Origin of the sequence: Salinisphaera sp. SPP-AMP-43 (assembly GCF_049568105.1) — a bacterium.
Lineage (GTDB): Bacteria > Pseudomonadota > Gammaproteobacteria > Nevskiales > Salinisphaeraceae > Salinisphaera.
Genome location: NZ_CP145335.1, coordinates 1,191,358 through 1,210,322 on the forward strand (window position 1 = coordinate 1,191,358; position 18,965 = coordinate 1,210,322).

13 protein-coding genes and 2 tRNA genes are annotated in these 18,965 nt (G+C 61.8%); 9 read left to right on the forward strand and 6 right to left on the reverse strand.

Annotated elements, in window-relative coordinates:
- The first annotated feature begins 16 nt into the window (after positions 1-16).
- The 7 genes from V5738_RS05110 (at position 17) to V5738_RS05140 (ending at position 7,304) form a co-directional block, all read left to right on the forward strand.
- A complete protein-coding gene (locus V5738_RS05110; protein ID WP_423823331.1) occupies positions 17-505 on the forward strand; it encodes a regulatory protein RecX in 489 nt (162 codons plus the stop codon).
- A gap of 88 nt (positions 506-593) precedes the next feature.
- The gene (locus V5738_RS05115) at positions 594-896 is read left to right on the forward strand and encodes an MTH1187 family thiamine-binding protein (protein WP_423823332.1); all 303 of its coding nucleotides are present in this window, start codon (positions 594-596) and stop codon (positions 894-896) included.
- A gap of 139 nt (positions 897-1,035) precedes the next feature.
- The gene (gene alaS, locus V5738_RS05120) at positions 1,036-3,660 is read left to right on the forward strand and encodes an alanine--tRNA ligase (protein ID WP_423824135.1); all 2,625 of its coding nucleotides are present in this window, start codon (positions 1,036-1,038) and stop codon (positions 3,658-3,660) included.
- Between the two features lie 51 nt (positions 3,661-3,711).
- On the forward strand, positions 3,712-4,983 hold the full coding sequence (locus V5738_RS05125; RefSeq protein ID WP_423823333.1) for an aspartate kinase: 1,272 nt from the start codon (positions 3,712-3,714) through the stop codon (positions 4,981-4,983).
- Between the two features lie 254 nt (positions 4,984-5,237).
- Positions 5,238-5,330: transfer RNA gene (locus V5738_RS05130), tRNA-Ser, on the forward strand.
- A gap of 14 nt (positions 5,331-5,344) precedes the next feature.
- Positions 5,345-5,421 (forward strand) — tRNA-Arg (locus V5738_RS05135).
- Between the two features lie 641 nt (positions 5,422-6,062).
- Positions 6,063-7,304, forward strand: a complete 1,242-nt coding sequence (locus tag V5738_RS05140) for a multidrug effflux MFS transporter (protein WP_423823334.1) — start codon at positions 6,063-6,065, stop codon at positions 7,302-7,304.
- A gap of 331 nt (positions 7,305-7,635) precedes the next feature.
- Here V5738_RS05140 and V5738_RS05145 read toward each other — a convergent pair whose 3' ends face one another.
- The 3 genes from V5738_RS05145 to coaA form a co-directional block, all read right to left on the reverse strand.
- Positions 7,636-9,384: a methyl-accepting chemotaxis protein gene (locus V5738_RS05145; RefSeq protein ID WP_423823335.1), complete on the reverse strand. Its 1,749-nt coding sequence runs from the start codon at positions 9,382-9,384 to the stop codon at positions 7,636-7,638.
- A 418-nt stretch (positions 9,385-9,802) separates the two neighbouring features.
- The gene (locus V5738_RS05150; RefSeq protein WP_423823336.1) at positions 9,803-11,488 is read right to left on the reverse strand and encodes a 4Fe-4S dicluster domain-containing protein; all 1,686 of its coding nucleotides are present in this window, start codon (positions 11,486-11,488) and stop codon (positions 9,803-9,805) included.
- A 312-nt stretch (positions 11,489-11,800) separates the two neighbouring features.
- The gene (gene coaA, locus V5738_RS05155) at positions 11,801-12,745 is read right to left on the reverse strand and encodes a type I pantothenate kinase (RefSeq protein WP_423823337.1); all 945 of its coding nucleotides are present in this window, start codon (positions 12,743-12,745) and stop codon (positions 11,801-11,803) included.
- A gap of 564 nt (positions 12,746-13,309) precedes the next feature.
- Here coaA and V5738_RS05160 point away from each other — a divergent pair.
- Complete coding sequence (locus V5738_RS05160; protein WP_423823338.1) at positions 13,310-13,840, forward strand: cytochrome b; 531 nt, start codon at positions 13,310-13,312, stop codon at positions 13,838-13,840.
- An 887-nt stretch (positions 13,841-14,727) separates the two neighbouring features.
- Positions 14,728-16,428, forward strand: a complete 1,701-nt coding sequence (locus V5738_RS05165) for an L-lactate permease (RefSeq protein ID WP_423823339.1) — start codon at positions 14,728-14,730, stop codon at positions 16,426-16,428.
- Between the two features lie 254 nt (positions 16,429-16,682).
- Here V5738_RS05165 and V5738_RS05170 read toward each other — a convergent pair whose 3' ends face one another.
- Genes V5738_RS05170 through V5738_RS05180 form a run of 3 tightly spaced genes read right to left on the reverse strand, consistent with a single transcriptional unit; the run spans position 16,683 to position 18,959 of the window.
- On the reverse strand, positions 16,683-17,879 hold the full coding sequence (locus tag V5738_RS05170; RefSeq protein WP_423823340.1) for a sulfotransferase family protein: 1,197 nt from the start codon (positions 17,877-17,879) through the stop codon (positions 16,683-16,685).
- Positions 17,876-18,601, reverse strand: a complete 726-nt coding sequence (locus V5738_RS05175) for a hypothetical protein (protein WP_423823341.1) — start codon at positions 18,599-18,601, stop codon at positions 17,876-17,878. Before V5738_RS05175 ends, V5738_RS05170 begins: the two co-directional genes overlap by 4 nt.
- A gap of 52 nt (positions 18,602-18,653) precedes the next feature.
- Positions 18,654-18,959, reverse strand: coding sequence for a hypothetical protein (locus V5738_RS05180; protein ID WP_423823342.1), 306 nt, complete (start codon positions 18,957-18,959; stop codon positions 18,654-18,656).
- Between the last annotated feature and the right edge of the window lie 6 nt (positions 18,960-18,965).

Genomic DNA, 18,965 nt, shown 5'->3' on the forward strand with positions numbered 1-18,965 from the left:
CTGAGCCGGACGCAAAATGAGTGATGAGCTCGACAACCGCCAGCCCGACGAAGCGGAGGCGATCGCTGCCGAGCATTTAGCGATCCGCAAGCAGGCCATGGATCTGTTGGCCCGGCGCGAGCATGCCCGGGCCGAGCTCGTGGCCAAGCTCAAAAAACGCGAGCACGGGGTCGATGACATCGAGATCGTGCTCGAGGAGCTGGCTGCCGAGGCCCTGCAGTCGGATGCGCGCTATGCCGAGGCCGCCGTAGCCAATAAGGCCCGTCGCGGTATCGGCCCGGTGCGCATTCGGGCCGAGTTGACTGCGGCCGGCGTAAACGATGGCGATATCCAAGCCGCGCTGGCGGCGGCCGAGGTCGATTGGGATGCCATAGCCGATGCCGCCCGCCGCAAGCGCTTCGGCGATGTGCCGCCGGCTGATTTTCCTACCAAGGCCAAGCAGATGCGTTTTCTGCAGCGGCGCGGTTTTGACCCCGATCAGCTCGCGGCCGCCTTCGACGACTGAGAGCCTGCTTCCGGGAAGGGCCGGATATCGTCGCTGGCCTGTTCCGATGGCATGATCAAAGATCGGACGATCTGCGATGAGGTTCGCGATGAAAGTAACCGCCGAAATTTGTGTCATCCCGATGGGCGCGGGCGTCTCGGTGGCCGAGTATGTAGCCGCCTGTGGCCCGATTCTGGAAGCGGCCGGCCTGAACCCCGAACTGCATGCCTACGGCACCAACGTCGAAGGCGAATGGGACGATGTGTTTGCGGCGTTCAAGGAATGCCACCAAACCATTCACGATCTGGGCGCGCCGCGGGTGTTCACGACCATCAAGGTCGGTACCCGAACCGATCGCGAACAAACCAACGCCGACAAGATCGCGGCCGTGCGCGGAGGTAGCCCTAAATAATACGCAGCGCGCCGTATGATCAGTGGGCGGCGTGGCTGGTCGTAGCCGTCTGTGCGACTGAAAGCGAGACTGGGGCCGAACCCTGCCTTTTGCTAGACTGACGCGCTATTTAGAGGGTGCACCGGAGACGCGGCCCATGATGACCACCAACGCGCTGCGTACGCGTTTCATCGAGTATTTCAAGGCCAACGAGCATCGGTTCGTGGCGTCGTCGAGCCTGGTGCCGGCGTCGGATCCGACCTTGTTGTTCGTCAATGCCGGCATGGTGCCGTTCAAGGATATGTTCCTCGGCATCGACCGTCGCGATTATGTCCGTGCGGTTTCGGCCCAGCGCTGCGTGCGCGCCGGCGGCAAGCACAACGACTTGGAAAACGTCGGTTATACCGCACGCCACCATACCTTCTTCGAAATGCTGGGCAACTTCAGCTTTGGGGACTACTTCAAGCGCGAGGCGATCCATTTCGCCTGGGAATTTCTGACCGGCGAGTTGGAACTGCCGGCTGAAAAGCTCTGGGTCACGGTCTACGAAGATGACGCCGAGGCCGAGGCGATCTGGAAAGACGAGATCGGTATCCCCGAGGATCGTCTAGCGCGCATCGGCGCAGCCGATAACTTCTGGCAGATGGGCGATACCGGCCCCTGCGGTCCGTGCTCGGAGATTTTCTACGACCACGGCGCCCATATCTGGGGCGGCCCGCCCGGGACCCCGGAAGAGGATGGCGACCGTTTCGTCGAGATCTGGAACCTGGTGTTCATGCAGTACGATCGCCAGCCCGACGGCGAAATGCGCGATCTGCCCAGCCCCTCGATCGATACCGGCATGGGCCTGGAGCGCATTGCTGCGGTCATGCAGGGCACCCACGATAATTACGGCATCGATGTCTTCCAGACGTTGATGCGTGCGGCTGCCGAGGCGGTAGGGATCGACGGCGAGCCGAGCGAAGCCCAGCTGCCCTCGCTCAAGGTCGTGGCCGACCATATCCGGGCCACGGCTTTTCTGATCGCCGACGGAGTGATGCCTTCCAATGAAGGGCGCGGCTATGTTCTGCGCCGCATCATGCGCCGGGCGATTCGCCACGGCTACAAGCTCGGGGCGACCGGCACCTTCTTCTATACGCTGGTGAACCCGCTCAACGAATTGATGGGCGAGGCCTACCCTGAACTCAACGACGCGCATACCCAGATCGAGCGTGTGGTCGAGCAAGAAGAACAGCGATTCTCCGAGACCCTGTCCCAGGGCATGAAGATCCTCGAGGACGCCATCGCCACGATGGCAGGCACCGAGATTCCGGGTGCGACTGTATTCAAGCTCTATGACACCTACGGTTTTCCGGTCGATCTGACCAACGATGTGGCCCGTGAGCGCGAGCTGACGATCGACGAGGCTGGCTTCGAGCGCGAGATGGATGCCCAGCGCCAGCGTGCCCGGGCGGCCAGCCAGTTCGGCGCCGACTATCATGCCAAGCTGGACCAGGTCGGTGAGCCCACCGATTTTCTTGGCTATACTGAAACATCAGCCCGCGCCCGGATCGTGGCGTTGCTGGTGGACGAGCAGCCGGCCGAAACCATCGCCGCGGGCAGCCAGGGGGTAGTAGTACTGGATCGAACGCCGTTCTACGGCGAGTCCGGCGGCCAACTCGGCGATATTGGTACTCTTGCCGGCGATGATTTTGCGTTCGTCGTGACCGATACCCAGAAACAAAACGGTGTGTTCCTGCATTTCGGCTATGCCGAGGGTGGGGCGGTGACGCCGAATGTCGAAGTGGCTGCCGAGGTCGATACCGAGCGCCGTCGGGCGATCGAGCTCAACCATACGGCGACCCATCTGCTGCATGCGGCGCTGCGCGATACGCTTGGCACCCATGTGCGCCAGAAAGGTTCGATGGTGGCGCCGGATCGGTTGCGCTTTGATTTCTCGCATTTCGAAGCAGTGACGCCCGAGCAGCTGGCCGCCATCGAAGCTCAGGTCAACGAGCGCATCCGCGACAACATCGAAGGCCAGTTCTACGAGCGCAGCTACGACGACGCGATCGCCGAGGGCGCATTGGCGTTCTTCGGCGAGAAATACGGCCAGAACGTACGAGTCGTGCGCTTTGGCGACTACTCGGTAGAGCTGTGCGGCGGCACTCATGCGCCGGCGACTGGCGCGCTCGGTTTCGTCAAGATTACCGAAGAGCGGGGCGTCTCGGCCGGCAATCGGCGCCTGGAGGCGGTGTCCGGTAGCCAGGCCCTGGCCTATGTTCAGGACATGCTCGATCGCCAGACCCGGGTCGCCGATCGGCTCAAGGCCGCACCCAGCGAGCTTGAGGATCGACTCGATCGCATGCTCGAGCGCGTGGCGGGGCTGGAAAAACAACTCGAAGCCGCCAATCAGAAATTGGCCGCAAGCCAGGGCGATGACTTGGCGGCCTCAGCGGTCGAGATCGGGGGCGTCAATCTCGTGGTCAAGCGTATGGACGGCGCCGATCGCAAAACGCTGCGCGAGACCGTCGATGCGCTCAAGAACAAACTCGACGATGCTGTGGTGGTGCTTGGCGCGGCCGAGGATGGCAAAGTGGCCCTGATTGCCGGGGTCGCTAAAGCACAGTCCGATGCCGTACCGGCTGGTGAGCTGATCAACCACGTCGCCAGCCAGGTCGGTGGCAAAGGGGGCGGCCGTCCGGATATGGCCCAGGCCGGTGGCAGCGAGCCGGAGCATCTCGATGCGGCCTTGGCAAGCGTGGCCGATTGGGTCGGCGAGCGATTGTCGGCGCGATCCAGCTAGTATGAATGCACGGGCGGCAGAGCGTCGTCCAAGACAAGGAAAAACGATTCCATGGCACTGATTGTCCAGAAATACGGTGGTTCCTCAGTCGGCTCGATCGACAAGATCAAACGCATCGCCGACAAGATCAAAGGCTATCGCGATCAGGGCGATCAGGTGGTCGTGGTCGTTTCGGCTATGGGCGGCGAGACCGATCGTCTGACCGAACTGGCCGACGAATTGTCCGGCCGCCCAGTGCCGCGTGAAATGGATGTCCTGCTGTCGACCGGCGAGCAGGTCACCATCGCATTGCTGTCGATGGCGCTGTCGCATATCGGGGTCAATGCGCGTTCGTATACCGGTTGGCAGGTGCCGATCACCTCCGACGATTTCCATTCGCGGGCGCGCATCGAAGAAATCGAAGACAAGAACCTGCGCGAGACCCTCGATAATGGCCAGGTCGCGGTCGTGGCGGGCTTTCAGGGCATTACCAGCGACGGCTCGATTTCGACGCTCGGTCGCGGCGGCTCGGATACCACTGCCGTAGCGTTGGCTGCAGCGCTCAAGGCCGATGAGTGCCAGATCTATACCGACGTTGATGGCGTCTACACGACCGATCCGCGCGTGGTCGAAGGGGCGCGCCGGCTCGACAAGATCACGTTTGAAGAAATGCTCGAGATGGCCAGTCTCGGCTCGAAGGTATTGCAGATCCGTGCGGTCGAGTTCGCCGGTAAGTACGGTGTCCCGCTGCGCGTGCTGTCGACCTTCGATGACGGCCCCGGCACGTTGATCACTCTGGAGGAATACGTGGAAGAACCGATTATTTCAGGCATCGCCTTTACCCGGGACGAGTCGCAGCTGACCGTGCTCGGCGTACCCGACCGGCCGGGCATTGCCTATTCGCTGCTCGGTCCGATTGGCGAGAACAACATCGAAGTCGACATGATCCTGCAGAATGTCTCGGGGGATTCGTCGAGCGACTACACGCTGACCGACTTCACCTTTACCGTGCACAAGCGCGATTACGAGACCGCTAAAACGCTGTTGGAAAAATCTGCACCGGATGTCGGCGCACGCGAAGTCACCGGTACCCCGGATGTCTGCAAGGTCTCGCTGGTTGGCGTGGGCATGCGCTCGCATGCCAACGTGGCCGCGCGGATGTTCAAGGCCCTGGCCGACGAGAACATCAATATCCGTATGATCTCGACCACCGAGATCAAGATCTCGATCGTGGTCGAGAACAAATACCTCGAGCTGGCCGTGCGGGCGCTGCACGACGAATTCGATCTGGACGAAGAGCCGAAAAAGGTCGAGTCCGAACTGACGCCGGCAGCCGAGCAATAGGGCAAACCAGCGAGAGCCGGAGCCTCGTTATATCGGGGTTCTGGCATGCTCGAACGGCCATCGAACACGCGACGGAAAATTATTTGCCGCAAAGGGTTTACCCGGGCGCCCCAAGCCGCTATTATGCGCAGCCTCGATTGATCGATCGCGGATGCATCGCACGGTCGCTTCATTCGAAAGTCGCTTTGTTCGACGGTCGACGTAAAAGGAATTCTCATATATCCTTTGCGTCGCACGAAACAACGGATTTTTCGGGAGAGGTGGCCGAGCGGTCGAAGGCGCTCCCCTGCTAAGGGAGTAAGGGGTTTATAGCCCCTTCGAGGGTTCGAATCCCTCCCTCTCCGCCATACAATATGTTTATGCGCCCGTAGCTCAGTTGGATAGAGCGTGCGGCTACGAACCGCAAGGTCGGGAGTTCGAATCTTCCCGGGCGCACCATATAGTAGAAAAGCCCTCCGATGATCGGAGGGCTTTTTTTTTAAGCTCATCCCTTGTTGCGACTCCTGAAATGAACGAGTTCGACCACTGCACTGCGTGTGGTCGAACGGGCGATACCCACCGTACTGGTTTCGAAAGGACTGGTGCCGCGAATAATTCTTTCGGCGCACCTTATAGTAGTAGGAAGATCCGTCGATTATCGGGCGGTCTTTGGGCATATCTGACATGCCGGAGCCGAATGCCCGGTGGCAGGTTGGGGAGCACTGGCTGGCGTATCCGCAACAGCCGGCCGCCGCTCCGGTTTGAACAGCGCGATACGGTATAGCTCGGGTTCGGATTATTGGCCATGCGTTGAATCCGAGGTATCGAGTATTGATGGAACGCCGCCGGCCGCTGAAATTGGTCGAGCGATGACCACTGCCTGTAGCGTGTCTCCCGTGCCAGGACCGGGCCAGGCGATGCTTGCCGGCAGGTGTGCCAGGCGGCATCCGCCGCTCGTCCGAGGTTTTCGTGGCCCTACGAGTGGCTATGCCGGGTCGCCTGGGCCGGAGACCGCTAGCGCGGCACGGCAAAGTCCACGGAGCGTTCGCCGGCGCGCAAGGCGCGGCGCGCTTGCCGCCTACAAATCAACGAGACACGGTATGAATTCAGATCCCGTATCGGCATCCACGGCCTCGGCCGCCGAACCCGCAACCTCTGAGCATCAGGGGTGGCATGTATTGGCGATTCTGAGTCTCTTGATGGGCTTTGCCTCGATTTCGACCGATCTCTATCTACCGGCCATGCCGGAGATGGCAAAGGCCCTGGGTGCGGATACCGGCATGATCGAATTGACGGTGTCGGGTTATTTGATTGGTTTCAGTCTGACTCAGCTCATCTGGGGCCCGGTCAGCGATCGCTTCGGACGGCGGGTGCCGGTCGCTATCGGCTTGCTGTTGTTCATTATCGGCTCGGCGGGCTGTGCGCTGTCGACTAGCGGGGCCATGTTGATCGGCTGGCGATTCGTGCAGGCGCTTGGCGCCTGTGCCAGCGTGGCGCTGTCGCGAGCGATGGTCCGTGATTTGTACGAAGGCAAGCGTGCTGCGCAGATGATGTCCACGCTGATGACCGTCATGGCCATCGCGCCGTTGCTCGGACCGTTGGTCGGCGGTCAGATCGCGGCGCTTGCCGGCTGGCGGTTCATATTCTGGACGCTCGTAATCGTGGGTGTGATCGCCGCGGGCTTACTGATGCTACTACCAGAGACCCTGCCGGCCGCCCGCCGCAATGATGAGGCGCTGGGGCGGGCTTTTCGGCGCTACGGGGAGCTCCTTCGACATCGGCGTCTGCTGGGCTATATCGGTGTCGGCGGTTTCTTCTATGCCGGTATGTTCGCCTATATCGCCGGTACGCCCTTCGCCTATATCGACTACTACGGCGTGCCGTCCCATCTCTATGGATTCCTGTTTGCCGCCGGCGTGGTGGGCATCATGATCGCCAATATGCTCAACGCCCGACTGGTGACGTACTTCGGCGTCAATCGCATATTGCTCGGCGGGGCGATCGCCGGTCTGGCCTGTGGGCTGGCCACGGCGATTAACGCCGCGACCGGCTGGGGCGGGCTGTGGGGGATTGCGGTCCCGCTGTTCGCCTTCGCCTCGGTGAGCGGTTTTATCGTCGCCAATGCCATTGCCGGCGCGCTCGAGGATTTTTCGCAGCGCGCCGGGGCCGTATCGGCCCTGGTCGGGGCAACCCAGTATGGCAGCGGTGTGTTCGGTTCGGCGCTGGTCGGTCTGTTGGCCGACGGCACCCCGTGGCCGATGGGCCTGGTAGTGGCGCTGGCCGCCACGGGCGCGCTGCTGTCGGCGGTCGGCGTGATTCGGGCCCACCGGCACTCGCACTAAACTCGCGGGTCGCCGGCGCAGCTTGCGGCTGGCCTGCGATGGCAAGCCCTCCTTATCGACGCTAGGCGTTGATAAGCGCTACGGCCTAGCTGCCATACGGCATCCGGTCGCGCTTGTTCCGTTGATGCTTTTAAAAACTGCGAGCACAGGGTATGGATAATGGTTTGCGGCCTACCGCGACCGCCAGGCGGCCTCGCGCCGATCGATGCCAAAATGTTGCTTTGGCTGGATCAGCGGCGTTCGAGCCGCGCACGGGCCGCTGCTAAAGAAACGACCGTTAGGGGCCACTTACGACAGCGGCCTAGGCTAGGCCGCGTTTGAACGGTGCCGGTCAAGGGCTGGCGAATTGATGTCTTGCAGGGCTCGTCGTATCGGCCGGGCGCGGCCGCTTCAGCTTCGAAACCGCGCGTTTTTCATCTCTAATCCGGAAGATCGAAATACTTCTTTCGAGCCCTTTGGACTGAGCGCTCAAGGCCTGTGCCGAGGCAGCCGATTTATCGACCAGGGCAGCGTTTTCCTGAGTCATCTTGTCCATGCTGGTCACGGCCTCACCGACCTGCTCGATGCCGGTGCGCTGTTCGCTGGCCGCCAGCGAAATCTGTTGCATGAACTGGCTGACCTGCTGAATCGCGGACACGATATCGTTCATGATCTCGCGGGTTTGATTCACTTCAACGCTCCCGGCTTCCACGCACTGGCGCGATGACTGAATCAAGGCAGTGATTTGGCGTGCCGAATGGGCCGAGCGTTCGGCCCAGGCCCGGACTTCGCTGGCAACCACCGCAAAGCCTCGGCCATGCTCGCCGGCGCGAGCGGCTTCGACCGATGCATTCAGGGCCAGGAGATTAGTCTGGAAGGCGATATCGTCGATCACGCTGACGATCGTATTGATCTGGGCCGATGACTCGCTAATCTGCTGCATCGTCTCGACTACGTTGCCGATCTGCTCGCCGCCGCGAGTCGCCGTGATCGAGGCTTGTTCAGCCAGCTCAGAGGCCGAGCGGGCGCTGTCAGCGCCCTGGGCGACAGTCGCGGTGAGCTGTTCCATGCTGCTCGAGGTCTGTTCCAAGGCCGCAGCCTGGGCCGAGGTGCGCTGGGCTAGATTCTTGTTGCCCTGAGCGATATCGACGGTCGCCGGTGTGACCACATCGATGCCCTGTTTCACGTCTTGCACGATATTGACCAGGCTATAGCGCATGACGTTGAGCGAGCTCATCAGTCGGCCGATTTCGTCATTCTTGCGCGTTTCTATTTCGGCTGTGAGATTGCCGGCGGCGATCTGACGACTCAGCGTCAGTGCCGAGGTGAGTGGCTGAATGATGCGCCGGTTCAACACGAGCCCCCAGCCAAGCAGCAACAGGCTAAAAAAGCCGGCGGTAAGCCCCAGAGTGAGCTTTAGTCGCTCGTACACTGCGAGCGCTTCGGTTGGGTAGGGCAAAGACGCCGTTGCCGGGCTTGTGGCCGCTGAAGCAGGAGGCTGGGAAGCGGCGAGGGTATACAGATCGTGGGCCGCATAACTGCCCAACAGGGCCGTCGCCACGATGCCCAATACGCCGAATGCGGTCATCAGCCCGAGGCGAAAACGCAGCGAGATGCTGCCCAGCCGGGCCAGTCTGCCGCGTAGTGAATGATCGCGGATAATCCCGTTGGCTAGATGGGCGCCGGGTTTGTTCCCGGTTCGCAGCCGCGCGTAAACGCGACTCGCCAGCGCTTTTTCCTCGGCGGTGACACCGCGCCGTATCGAGGCATAGCCGATAGTCTGTCCGTTTTGGAGCATCGGCATGGCGGTCGCATGGACCCAATAGAAGTCGCCATTCTTGCGGCGGTTTTTAACGATGCCGGTCCAGGTCTTGCCGGCGCGAATGGTGTCCCAGAAATTGGCGAAGGCCTCGGGCGGCATATCGGGATGACGAATCAGGTTGTGCGGCGCACCTACCAGTTCGTCCCATTCATAGCCACTGGCTTCGATAAAGGCCGGATTCGCAAAGATGATGTGGCTGTCGAGGTCGGTCTGGGAAATCAGATATTGGTGTTCACCGAGCACGTACTCGTTATCGGTGACCGGAGTGTTATATCTCATGCCTACGCAGATCCCTGAATTACATTGTTCTATTGGGAGGCAATCCAAGGAGTATTACGGCAGCACGACGGTTTTTTTTAGCGAGACACGGGCTTCGGCCTCGGCCCGGGCGCGACTTGTCTGCCCGGTGCTTAGGGTGAGCTTTTCGAATCAACGGTAGCCACAGTCATTCAGCCAGCGCGGGCATGCGTCTTTTGTGAGCATGGCTAGCGGCTTCTACGATGGGCCGTGCGAGTGTCGCGATGGGCAGCTCAGCCCGCCCATAAATTAACGACACGACGGCAATCCAGTGTTGTCGCATCCACGCGTAGCGCGGTTACGCCACGGCCGCTACGCCTCGCGTTGCGCAGAGCAGAGCGAGGCGCGGCCTTGCGCTCGACTTCAACGGGCCCTAGGGCGCGTCTCGCGACGACGCGCCCTAGAGATTGTGGTAATTCGGCCCCGCGCCGCCCTCGGGCACCACCCAGTTGATGATTTGGTAGGGGTCCTTGATGTCGCAGGTCTTGCAGTGCACGCAGTTGGCGGCGTTGATTTTCAGTTCCTGCTCCCCGGCTTCGTTCTCGACCATTTCGTAGACGTTGGCCGGGCAGAAACGGGTACAGGGATTGCCGTACTCGTGGGTACAGCGTTCGATGCAAATGCTGGTATCCAGCACCTGCAGGTGTACCGGCTGGTCCTCGTCGTGTTCGGTCTGGGCGTAATAGACCGAGGCCAGCCGGTCGCGGGGCGGCAAATCGCGGTCGACATAGGCTTGGGCGTCTTCCGGCGTTGGGCCTTCGAGCTCTTCGAGCGACCGCGTGGCCTGCCAGTCGGCCTGATTGGACAGGGTCCAGGGCGACGCGCCTTTCGTGATCGTCTCCCAGCCGGCGTTGAGCAGGCCGATCCATTTGCCCTTATTGAAGCCGGGGCGGATGTTGCGCACTTTTTTCAGTTCGGCACCGACTGCCGAGGCGCGTAGGGCGGCATCGAAGCCGTCGGGCTTGCCGTGGGCATGGATATGATCGGCAGCGATCATGCCGGAGCGCATCGCGGTGTGGATGCCCTTGATCTTGGGCACGTTCAGCGTCCCTGCGCCGTCGCCGAGCAGCACGGCGCCTGGCATGTCCATTTTCGGCAGTGATTGCCAGCCGCCCTCGACCAGCGCCCGGGCGCCGGCCGAGATGATCTCGCCGCCTTCGAGCATCGCCTTGATCTTCGGATGGTGTTTGAACTGCTGAAAGACTTCGAACGGACGCAGCCTGGGGTCGGCATAGTCCAGCCCGATCACGAAGCCGAGGGCGATCCGGTTATCGTTGAGGTGATAGACGAAGCTGCCGCCATAGGTATCGTCGTCCAGCGGCCAGCCGATGCTGTGCTGGATCAGACCCGGTTGGCACTGGCCTTCGGGGACCTGCCACAGTTCCTTGAGCCCGATGCCATAAGTCTGTGGATCACTGTGCTGGTTCAGCTCGAAATGCCGGATCAGCTGCTTGCTGCAATTGCCGCGACAACCTTCGGCGAACAGCGTGACCGGGGCATGGATTTCGATGCCCGGCGTGAACCCATCCTTGGGCTGGCCGTTCCGGTCCAGGCCCATATCTGGAGTGCGTACGCCCTTGACCGCGCCGGCCTGGTCGAACAGTGCCTCGGCAGCCGAAAAACCCGGATAGATTTCCACGCCAAGGGCTTCGGCCTTCGGAGCCAGCCAGCTCATCATGTTGCCGAGCGAGACGATGACGTTGCCGTGGTTGTTCTGCTGCGGCGGGGTGGGCAGCCGTCGGGCGCCGTCCTTGTGCAGCATCCAGAATTCGTCATCGGTGGCGTCCACGCAGATTGACGGCGGGTCGTCGCGCCAGTTCGGCACCAGTTCGTCGAGCGGGCCGGTCTCGATCACGGCGCCGGCCAGGCTATGGGCACCGACTTCCGAGGCTTTTTCGAGTACGCAGACCTCGGTATCGGGTGCGTTCTGCTTGATGCGCATGGCCGCAGCTAGTCCGGCCGGGCCAGCGCCCACGATCAGTACGTCGTAGGCCATGACGTCGCGTTCGATTTGTTCGCTCATCTTCGAACCAGGTTCGGGGCACGGGCCGACGGAGCCACCCGTGCCGGAATCCAAGGCGCACATGGTATCGCCTGAACGGCGCCCGTGCGGCCTGCTAGGGTCGGTTGATATGTCGTACGCGCTCATTCAAGCGCGTCCTGAACAATGACGAGGGGCCGCAGGATGGGGCATTGCGAACGCGGCATGGCCGTAAATAGCCCTGCTTCCGTCGCGTGGTCCCTGGGCCTAATGAGTTTTAGGTGCCCAGCGGCGTTCTACCCAGCACATGGCACGCCACCGTCGAGTCGCCGCCACGATCACACGGCTCGCACGCCATATCGATAGAGCCCAGAGCGAGCGGGCGGTGATCTCGGCGGACTACCGGACTGGACGAGGCTATTTGCGCAGACTAATACCGTCGACGGCGTGCTCCGGGCCCTTGCTCAGAATCAGGCTGGCCCGTTCACGGGTGGGCAGGATGTTTTCGCGCAGATTGACTTCGTTGATCTCGCGCCAGATCCGATCGGCGGTGGCGATTGCCTCGGCATCGTCCAGGCCGGCGTATTTGTGGAAATAGGAGTCCGGGTCGGAAAACACGCTGTCGCGCAGGGTCATGAAACGGCGGATGAACCACTGGTTGAGTTGCTCGATCGCGGCGTCGACATAAATCGAAAAATCGATGAAATCGGAGACGAACACGTGATGGGTGTTCTGTGGATAGTCCATGCCGCTTTGCAGTACGTTCAGACCTTCGAGAATCAGGATATCGGGCTGGTCGACGACCTGGGTGCGGTCGTCGAGGACGTCATAGACCAGATGCGAGTACAGCGGCACCTCCAGATTCGGAATGCCGGCCTTGAGATCGGAGACGAATTCGATCAGCCGGTTGATATCGAAAGAGATCGGGAACCCCTTCTTGCCCATCAGGTCGCGTGCTTCGAGGGTAGTGTTCGGGTGGAGGAAACCGTCGGTGGTCACGAGTGCCACCTCGCGCGGCTCCGGCCAGCGCTTGAGCAGCGCTTGCAGTACCCGTGCCGTTGTACTCTTGCCGACCGCGACGCTGCCCGCGACACCAATCACGAACGGTGGCCGGCGCTCGCGGTTGCCGAGAAACCGGTCCAGGGTGGCACTGCGGTGCTGGTTGGCGTCGACGTATAGATTGAGCAGGCGTGTCAACGGCAGATAGATTTCGGCGACCTCGTCGATCGACAGTGCTTCGTTGATGCCCTTGAGGGTGCGGATCTCATCCTGGGTCAATGTCATGGGCGTCGCTTCGCGCAGCGCCGCCCATTGGGCCCGTGAAAACTGCATGTAAGGGCTGTCGATCGGCCGGTCCGACATTCTATGGGGTCCCCAAGTACGCGCAAATCGAATCCGGCGCAGTATAGCCGGAGATATGAAACAGACCAGTTTGCCAAACTCAGCCCAAGTCGGGGGATGCCGCTGCAAAAACGGACTGCGGCGATCAGGGCGTGGTGTCAGAGGCTCGGGGCATAGCCGCGGCGGGCCGCCGGTTCGGCCGGTCGGCGGTGGCTGGTGGCCGGCGATACCGCGGCGGTGCGCTGATTTGCGCCAAGTACGTACGGCGGGACCGTCGTGGCTCATGGCGCGCGTTCCCGGTGTGCAGCGAGGCGCCGAGCTTATGTGTTGTATTCCGAATACAGGGCCCGGCACTAAACGATACGATAGGCGCGCGGCCGGCTTGGGCAGGTTTAACCACGGTCTGCGCACCAGGAGCGGTTTCTTCGTGCCGCCGTATGCCCTGCAAGCCGCCCGATAGCTGCGATCAGCGCTTCTGTTCGCAGGTTGTTTCACGCGCCGGTCAAAAAATTGGCAATATTCGAGTATCAAGCCAATCGGCGGGCGTACTGAACGCTGTAGCCGGCCTCATGAAAAAGAGGGTATATGGGGGTTCTTTCGCGACAGCATCACTATCATCCGGCAGCCAAGGCCTTCCATTGGCTGGTCGCGGTGCTGGTGTTCGTCATCTGGCCGCTGGGTTTTTTCGGTGGCATGGCCAAATCAGGTGTCAGCTCGGATATCTATTTATGGCATGAATCGCTGGGCTTCGCCGTGTTCTGGTTGATGCTGGCGCGTCTGTGCGTTCGTTTTCTGACCGATACGCCGGCCAAGCCTGCGGGCATGCCGAACTGGCAAAGGCTGGTCGCAGTAGTGAATCAGTGGCTGTTGTATCTGGTGCTGATCTGTCAGCCGGTCTTTGGCTTTCTCATGGCAACCGCGCATGGCCCGTTCCGATGGTTCGGGCTGATCCCGGTCTGGAGCCCGATGGGCCAGTCGCCACAGGCCGCGAGTCTGCTCGGCACGGCACACGAGGTTACGGCTTGGATTATTCTCGCGTTGGTCGGGCTGCATATCGCCGGCGCGCTCTACCATCGTATTATCCGCCGCGACGATACCTTGGCGCGAATGACGTAAAACGTCAGAGCGGCTGCGTTGGTGCAGCCGCGATCAATAGTTTTGGGGCGCCCAATGGCCGGGGATTCACTCAGCCCCCTTAGGCCGACTCGTTCGCCAACGGCGTGCAGGTCTTGGCCCCTGCCATATGCGCCGACGTACCGGTACGTTGTAGCCGCCCGTGGCCGCTTGCCGGCGTGCAGGCAGGCGATCGAGGCTTCGCTCGAGCCTCGCGCCGAGGCGCTACGCGGGTTGGGAAGCGCCGCAGCACGCCCATAGGCATGGAACACCCAACCCGTCGTAACAAGCCCGGACAGTAGTAGCGCGCCAGCGTTCGCGCGCGTTGGTGCCTAAAGCGTTCGACCCGCTGCCGCGTCTAGGTCTTAAAACAGCATCCAGTGCCGACGCATTTGCCCTTCGAAAGCTCGGGTACGGGATAAAAAGCGAGCCACAGCACGGGCTTGGAGACTGATGGTGGCAAGGCGCGGCATGCGCTGAAACGCCATCCGGGCTGTCAGCGCCGGCCTCATCAATTTGTCGACACTGTAGCGCTTGGGTGGGTCGGTCGGTGCGCCTCGAAAAGCGGGCAGTCGCACGTCAACAACCCGGTAGCGCAGTGGTTACGTGCTTGGCCGGCCCTGTATCGGGCAACGCCGGCCAGGCGGCTCGTCCTGGGTTGTGATTGTCTCCCACGCAGCGACGTGCTTGTCTGTGATCGTTGGCGTTTCCCAGCGCATAAACGCACGCCATGGTTGTCATCGTCCGGTGCGTCTGCACGGCCTGGCGATGAACCTGTCGACGTCGTCGCGCGTTACAAACGTTGATGCACGCCGGCCGATCGCCTGTGGCCCCGAGGGCTAGGTCGAAGGCCGGTTCGAAAAACAACGTATGACATAAAAGGAGAGGAGATGACATCGACGTGGATGTCCTTGCTGGCGTTTTCGCCGCTTGTTCTGGCCGCGATCCTGCTGGTCGGGTTCCGGTTCGCTGCGCGAACGGCGATGCCGATCGTGTATCTGTTTACGATCGTGGTGGCGTTTTTTGCTTGGCAGATGCCGTTGCTGAGGATCGTGGCATCGTCGCTCCAGGGTCTGATGCTGACGATCTCGATTCTGTGGATCATCTTCGGCGCTATTCTGCTGCTCAATACGCTTAAGCATTCCGGTGGTATCGCTGCGATTCGCAACGGGTTTTCGGGGTTGAGCAACGACCGGCGCGTACAGGTCGTGATCGCTGCCTGGTTGTTCGGCTGCTTTATCGAGGGGGCATCGGGTTTCGGCACTACCGCAGCCGTGGCGTCGCCGCTACTGGTCGCGCTCGGCTTTCCGGCGCTGCCGGCCGTCGTCATGGGCTTGATGGTGCAATCGACGCCGGTATCTTTCGGGGCCGTGGGGACACCGATCATCGTTGGCGTGACCGGGGGCGTGAACCAGAGCCAGATCGCGACCGAGTTGGCCGCCAATGGCTCGAGTTGGCTTGATTATTTTCAACTCATTACTGCGGAAGTCGCGATCATTCATGCGATCTGCGGCGTCCTCATGCCGTTCGTTCTGGTCACGATCCTGACCCGCTTTTTTGGTCAGGACAAAAAATGGACGCACGGGCTGTCGGTTTTGCCGTTCTGTCTGTTCGGCGGCCTGGCATTTTCGATTCCCTATGCGCTCGCTGGTATTTTCCTCGGGCCGTCTTTTCCGTCGATCATCGGCGCGTTGGTGGGCTTGGCGATCGTCGTGCCGGCGGTGCAACGCGGTTTCCTGCTGCCGCGGGATACCTGGGAATTCGCGCCGCCGGAAAAGTGGCCGGCCGAGTGGATGGGCGACATGGAGGTCAAGTTCGACCATGTAGCCGGGCGTGCACCGATGTCGACCTTCATGGGCTGGGTGCCCTATGGCTTGCTGGCGGTGCTGCTGGTGATTTCACGCATGGTACCGCCGGTCAAGGAGGCGCTGCAGTCGGTCGCGATCAGTTGGAGCCAGATCCTCGGCGAGCAGGATATTTCCGGCTCGATCGAGCCGCTCTACCTGCCGGGCGGGGTGATCGTGATGGCAGTGATCATCACATTTTTTATCCATCGCATGCGCACCGGCGCGATCCGGGCGTCGATCACGGATTCCACTCAGACCATTCTCGGCGCTGGGTTTGTGCTGATCTTCACCGTGCCGATGGTGCGGGTACTGATCAACTCCGGGGTCAATGGCGCCGATCTGGTCTCCATGCCGGTCGCCATGGCGCAGTTCGTAGCTGGTAGTGTCGGCAATATCTATCCGCTGTTCGCTCCGGCGGTCGGGGCCTTGGGTGCGTTTATTGCTGGCTCCAATACGGTGTCCAATCTGATGCTGTCGGACTTCCAGTTCAATATCGCCGATACCCTGGGCTTATCCACGGCGCTCATGGTTTCGCTACAGGCAGTTGGGGCTGCCGCCGGCAATATGGTGGCAATCCACAACGTGGTTGCGGCTTCGGCCACGGTGGGCATGCTGGGCCGAGAAGGCACGATTATCCGCAAGACGATCCTGCCGACTCTGTACTACTGTCTGCTGACCGGTCTCATGGCCTTGATCGGTTTTTATGTGCTCGGTCTCGGCGATCCGTTGATGGGGGCCGGCTGATCGGCTGGGCCAAGACGAGCGGCAGCGGCCGCCATCAGGCCCAGATCGGCACCCGATCGGGCCTTGGACGGCCGCGTTTCATGCGAGCGCTGTGTCGATGTCCACGGGCCGTGTTTGGCACGGCATGAGTCGATGTATTGTGGCCTGCCGGTCCTGGCCTGGCCTGGCAGGAAACCTCGAGGCCGCTCTAGCTGGCGCGCCCGGTCGGTCAGCCGACCGGGCGGGCTCGTGCATAGACGACGGTGGTGTCGTCGTTAGCCCTGCCTCAGCGGATCGCGTTCGCCTAAGCGTTCGGCGGCATAGCCGAATCGTTCGGCTACGGGGCCGGCGATTCGCCGGATCAACGCGATCTCCTCGGCGTCGAAGGCCGGGCGATAATAGCTCGGCAGATGCAGCCGCTCGGCGGCCGCAGTCAGCGTGTCGTTATCGACCGAAAGCCCACAGTGGTCGTAAAAGGCCGCCAGCGTGTTTTGGGAATCCTCGCACAGCGGCTCGTAGCGGATGACCTGGGCGGCGTTGGCGAGCGGGTCGTCGTCGGCCAGCTGCTCAGCGAGGGCGCCATAGACCATCGCCCAGTAGCGCGCCCAGCCTTCGACTTCTCGGCCTTCGGACCATAGATCCTGGACGGCCTGTACGGCATCGTCGTCGCCGGTATGGATCGGACGGCGGTCGAGGCCGAATTCGAAATGCCCCACCCGACGTAGATGGTCGATCGAACGCGGATGGGCTTTTTCGCCGGCAGCGAACAGCGTCTGTTGCTTCATTAGCGAGGCGATATGCCAGACCGGGTCCCGAATGGGCAGCACGAATCGGGCATCGGGAAACAGTTTTTGTAGATAGGCCAGCCGCATCAGGTTGTAGTTGCCTTTGGCGGCATAGCGCTGGCCGCCGCGGATCGCCAGAATCTTGCGGATATGTTCGTGGTAGAAGGCCTCGAACGCCGGGTTCGAGGTCTCGCGGGTGAGCACATTGCTGTGCGCGGCATCATGGCTGCGTGAGAAAAAAGCCATCCATAGTATTTCCTCGAACGCCTCCGGGCTCTGCGAGGTCACGGCAATGCCGTCGCCATGGGCACGTTCGGCGGCCGACTCTTGTTTCTGTGGCACCCGCGCCAGCCAGCGATCCCATAGCCAGGGGGTGAACACGGGCGGGAAGTCGCGATACTTGTGAGTTGCGACTTCTGGATGCGCGGCCAGCAGTTCGAGCAGGATAGTGGTGCCGGAGCGGGCGAGACCGGCGATATAGATCGGCGCTTGGACGCGGATATCTTCGATCGCCTCGGCGGCCATCTTGGTATCGAAATTACCGAGTCGGATCGCGCCGCGTGGGTGGCGTTCCTGCCAGCCGGCCAGACGATGCATCCAGGTGGGCACGGCAAAGCTGGCCACTGCGGCTTCGCTGGGTGCCGAGCGCGGCGTACGCGCGGTCGAGTGGTCGGATTCCTGAGTCATTCGATCTTGGCCCATTTGAACATCAGCAGGGAGACCACGAACATTACCGGAATGAACACGGCCAGCCAGCCGCGCATCCACTGCGGGCCGACGTGAAAGAATTCATGTTCGGGCAGGTCGATACGCACGGCCTCGACCGGGCTGTCGTCTGGCAGATAACCCAGCGGATTGCCGACCAGCCAGTTCCAGGCGCTGTGTTTGGCAATGATGGTGACCGGCGCGATCATGGGATACGAGCGGGCGCCGTTGTTATCGGCCGAAAAAGCCAGGGCTGGCGGGCGATTCTGAGCGTCCCAGCGCAGCCGTACGCCGTCGGCACGCTCGGGAATGGTCGCCAGCGCCGGCGATTGCCCGTCGGCGGGTAGATCGTGGCCGTAGTGATTGTCGGCCCAGACCAGAAAACACAACAGCGGCAGAATGGCGATGAAAGTGCCGGGGATCACTAGCCCGATATGCCGGAAGGCAGTCACGAACTGATCGCGAATCAACGGTCCGGCATCAGCGAGTTCGCCGTCGAAGCTGTTCAAACGGCGTCTGGCATCGCGCGCATGGCGCTTGGCTTCGCCGATACGAGCCTGGGGCGACAACACCTTGTAGAGCAGCATCGTGCAGACTGCGAGCAGAGCCGCCCAGATTGCGATGCGCAGAATTGTCGGCAGAACCGAAGCAACGGCCCCGTCGAGGGTGCCGAAGACCGGCGACAGAATATTCAATAGTCCCATTGGCGACTCCATGCAGCCGCCTGGGCAGGCGGCCGCATCGTTTCATGGCCGATTACTTGCTGTCGCGCTGTTCGGGCGAGGTCGGGCCGTGCTCGGTGTTTTCGGCCGTAGTCTGGGTTTCGCTGTTCTGTCGGGCTTCGCGCCGTTTGCGCCGCATCCGGCGGATCGGCCAGAAAATGACGAACAGCAGCGCCGCGCCGACCGCGCACAGCAGCCCCCAGAGCGCGCTGAGCAGGCTTAAACCAGCGCCGGGCCCAACATAGGCCTGGGCCGCGGCAAACGGGGTGAGCATGATCACGATCAGAACGCCGAGACGCAGCGAACTGCGATAGCGGTTGGGTAAGGAACGATAAGACATGACACG